Consider the following 4272-nt stretch of genomic DNA (forward strand, 5'->3'; position numbering starts at 1 on the left):
GTTTAAATCATTCAATGATTGCTGCAATGGTATAGCAGAAACCTCTGATAACCATTCTCTATTTTCAGTTTTTTTAGCAGATGTGATAAACTGTTTTTGTAGTTCAGATAAGTTGGGTTTATTTTCTTCTAATTTATACTTTTCTTGGCAGGAAGCTAGACTATCATTCACTCGCCACACGGACACAACCAAATAGCTTGGCTAATTGGTGTTTTTGCCCCGTTGTTGGATAAATACGATACCTAAATCTAGCTTTCATAATTCCTATCTTAACTAGCAGTATGATAACATATTTATTAAAAAAAAACCAAAAAGTCGCCCTAGAAGGGCGAGGCTTTAAACCCAATTTTTGGGTAAACACTATTAATATCATGTCCGGTTAATCAGTGATAAAAAAACCTTCTACCTTTTAACCTTTCTTTCCCCTCTGCCTTCTGCCTTACCTAATTACCAACGCCGAAAAAGTGGTTTGTACACTCGATAGTTGATTTGAGGAAAAATATTGTCGATCGCCTCTAACTTTTCCAACCAACCTGAATCAATCTTTCCCTGTAGAATCTCTTCATAGAGCTTATTAAAACGCATCAAATGAGATCTTGTTCTCCGCACGGCATAAGAAACCATAGTACCCGTACTCATTATAAAAGCCCAATCAGAAGATTGAGCCAGCAAAAGTTCTCTGGCAGCTTGATTTAATGCCCGCAACTCCAACTCATCTGCGGGTGTTCGTTCCGCCAACTCAATCATTCGCTCTGCAGTAGTATGTAGATGAGGATAAATCCAAGAGTTAGTATTATTGAGCCAATATTCATGGAAACCCTTATATCCCCAACTAGACTGTGCTGGAAGACAAACTTGATGTTCTGGGTGTTTATGCAAATAATCTGCTAAATGAGTCATCCGATAGGTACTTTGGTCATACCAAGTTTTACGGAAGAGGATATCCAGAAACCAAGGTCCTTCATACCACCAGTGACCAAACAACTCAGCATCGTAGGGAGAAACAATAATCGGGAGTTGCTCCATAATATGGTAAAGATGCTCAACCTGGCGTTCCCGATTAAACATAAAATTACCAGCGTGTTCCGCAGCTTTTTCTCTGGCCCAGTATGGGTCGTAAAGTTGTTTATCTCCTAATCCCAAGCCACGACCTGTAATTTTATGATATTTAATACCAGTATTCTTCCTCTGGCCATTAGGCATAATATAAGGTTTAATATATTCATATTCTGCTTCCCAACCTAAATCTTTATAAAACTCTCGATATTCTGAGTCTCCTGGATATCCTACTTGGGAAGACCACACCTGTTGAGAAGATTCATGGTCTCTAGAAAAAACAGCTACTCCTGTTTCTGTAAAGATAGGAGCATAACTACCAAATCTGGGCCGTGGCCGAGCATAGAGTACGCCGTGGCTATCTGTTAAAAAGTAACGTATCCCAGCATCCGCCAACATTCGTTCTAGACCTTCATAATAGGCACATTCTGGCACCCAAATCCCTCTAGGACGACGGCCAAAATTTGCTTCATAATCTTGACAAGCAACTTCTATTTGTGCCCAGACTGCCTCCGGATACATTTTCATCAGTGGAAAGTAACCATGAGTAGCTCCACAGGTAATAATTTCTAGGTTATTGCTGTCTTGAAACTGTTTAAATGCAGAAATTAAGTCGCGGTCGTAACGTTCCCAGAGTTCTCGAACATTATTGAAGTGGGTAGCGTAATGTTCTGCAAGGTAGCGGATATGACCGTTATGGAGGTTGTGGTCATATTCTTTTTCTGCTAATTCTTCAAGTAAACTTAAATGGTGTTCATAGCGTTCTTGTAATAGTGGGTCTCGTAGCATAGACACCAATGGTGGTGTGAGACTCATCGTAATTTTAAAGTCCACACCATCTCGTTTTAATCCCTCAAACATTTGTATCAGGGGGACATAAGTTTCGGTTATTGCTTCAAAGAGCCACTCTTCTTCTAGGACATAATCACTTTCTGGATGTCTGACGAAAGGTAGATGGGCATGAAGAACAAAGGCGAGGTAGCCAATAGCCATAGTTTTTAAGGGTAATTAATAAAAGGGCGAACTAAAATTGAAAATATTTACAATAATTTAAGATTGTAAGGGTAAAGGGCACAAAAGTTAACTAGCTTTTAGCTATCAGCTATCAGCTATCAGCTTTTATCAAAATAATTGGGTCGTGCCACCCCGCCTTGATTGGCGAAATATTTTTGGAACCTTGCTCAAGTCCCCGTTACAAAAATAACTTCTGACTTCGTTAAATGTCGGATGGCCTTCGGAGGAGTTGAAATCTCCTTTCCGTTCTGGAATGCTCCTTCAACAATTAATAATTAGGGCTTGCTGATTAAATCTAAAAGCATTGACATATAAAGACTTTAGCCTTTTTGGAGCCTTTAAAAAGTGCGCCTGTTTCAGTCTAAAACGCTCAAAAAGTTAATATTTTAGGCGCATAGTTGGACAGAAAAATCAAGGGACAATTCTTACTTCTACCTCCTCGTTCATTCCCATTTCTCCTGTCTCCCCCTCCTGGGAGGGGGAGGGGCGAGGGGTGGGTTGTCTCCTGTCTCCTACCCCTACTAAAACCCTATCTATATTGATATACACTTCCATCAGGTAAGATTGCACCCTTGAGTTGGGCATCAATGAAGCTAGCATTACTAATATCAGTGTCCCGCAAATCTGCTCCTCTTAAATCGGCATTCCAAAAAATGGCTTCTGTTAGGTCTGCTCCGCGTAAATTGGCCTCTTGAAGATTTGCCCCCCAAAAGTTAGTAGATTTGAGGATAGACCTTTGTAAGTTAGCTTCTTGTAAGTTGGCGCTCTCAAATTTTGACCCTGTTAAATCTGTATTGGTAAAATTGGCTTCTTCGAGATTTGTACCAGAGAAGTCAGCATTTTGTAATACGGAACCAGTCACGTTAATTTTCTGATAATTAGAATCTCTGAGATTTATATCGGAAAGGTTGCAGAAAAAACATTCTTTTGTACGTTTTAAAATTCGTAGTTGCCACTTTGTATATGCCACTACGGGTGTAGCAAAAGCTAGTGAAAATAATAGGGCTGTTATTAATATTTTAAATTTCATTTTAGCCATTAATATTTGAAGACAAAATAAACTGTAGATAGCTAAGTTTATTATAGCAACCGCTCTGACTAGCAGAAGGAAGAAGGAAGAAGGAAAAAGGAAGAAGGAAGAAGGAATAAGGAATAAGGAATAAGGAATAAGGAAGAAGAAGGAAAGATATTGCTTTGTCTGAGTGTAAGCATTCAGCCGTCAGCTATTAGCTAGCCTCCTAGATCGGAACTGCGTTAACAGCTATTAATTTTGGAGAAGATAAAAGCAACCTTTGAAATTGAGAAAGAATAAAAATTTACTGCCAAAATCCCATTTTTAAACCTGAGAAGTAATTATTCATTACTTATTGCTGAGAGCTGACTGCTAATAGCTGAATGCTTACGTCTGAGTTTTCAGTTTTCGATCTATCCGCGCCCTTTTTTTCGACTGCTATATCAGTATTATTTAGGGCTTGCTGAAAAAGTCTTTTTGTTAGGTAGGGAGTAGGGACCCACCCCTCGCCCCTCCCCTCCGGTGGAGGGGAAAAAGGGAGTAGTTAAGAGTCAGGAGGAATGGGAGTTATAGAGGAGGTAGAATTCATTAATTGATAATGGATAATTGATAATTGATAATTACCTCTGGTTAAAACCGCTCTTGATTGAATATCAGGAGATATTATTTTTTTTTCCCTTAAAAGGGGAGGCTTTAAACCAGAATTGTTTAATAATTAATAATTAATAATTAATAATTAATAATTCGGTAACAATTGTCTCTTAATTTTTCTGTCCTACTAAACTTTTTCTGCTAACTTTTTGCACCTTTTTGACCTAAAAGCTGGTACAATTTCGGGACTAAAAATTGCTAAAAGCAATATCAGTCAATGCTTTCATATAATTTCAGCAAACCCTATTTATACCAAATTCACGCAAAGGTAGTTACATCTTAGGGGTGTGATTTATTCCTACAATAAAAAAATATAAATCCCATAAATTCTAACAATTCAACTTCAACCTTTTTTCCTCTTTTTTATGATGTTTTTCTTTCCCTATTCCCTATTCCCTATTCCCTGTTCCCTCTGTCGTGACTGTAGCAATATTTTATGAAATTGGTATAGTATTTAGGAATAAGATTTTATCAAGAGCGATCGCTATCTGACCGGAGCGACATTTATAATTACAGGACTTAGGTAAAATACGAAATTA

At 38.1% G+C, this 4272-nt stretch carries 3 protein-coding genes and 1 pseudogene; all 4 read right to left on the reverse strand.

The annotated features are described in order from the left end of the window. Positions 1-180, reverse strand: a pseudogene (locus F6K54_RS41265) (RNA-guided endonuclease TnpB family protein); the annotation flags it as partial. After that, complete coding sequence (locus tag F6K54_RS43620; protein WP_293090345.1) at positions 164-259, reverse strand: helix-turn-helix domain-containing protein; 96 nt, start codon at positions 257-259, stop codon at positions 164-166. The gene F6K54_RS43620 and the pseudogene F6K54_RS41265, both read right to left, overlap by 17 nt. 188 nt (positions 260-447) lie before the next feature. Next, positions 448-2049 (reverse strand): glycoside hydrolase family 57 protein, encoded by a 1602-nt coding sequence (locus tag F6K54_RS41270; RefSeq protein ID WP_293090290.1) that lies wholly within the window; start codon positions 2047-2049, stop codon positions 448-450. Positions 2050-2599: 550 nt separating this feature from the next. Further along, entirely contained in the window at positions 2600-3100 is a 501-nt protein-coding gene (locus F6K54_RS41275) for a pentapeptide repeat-containing protein (protein ID WP_293090291.1), read from the reverse strand. Positions 3101-4272 lie beyond the last annotated feature (1172 nt).

The organism is Okeania sp. SIO3B5, assembly GCF_010692555.1.
Taxonomy (GTDB): Bacteria; Cyanobacteriota; Cyanobacteriia; order Cyanobacteriales; family Microcoleaceae; genus Okeania.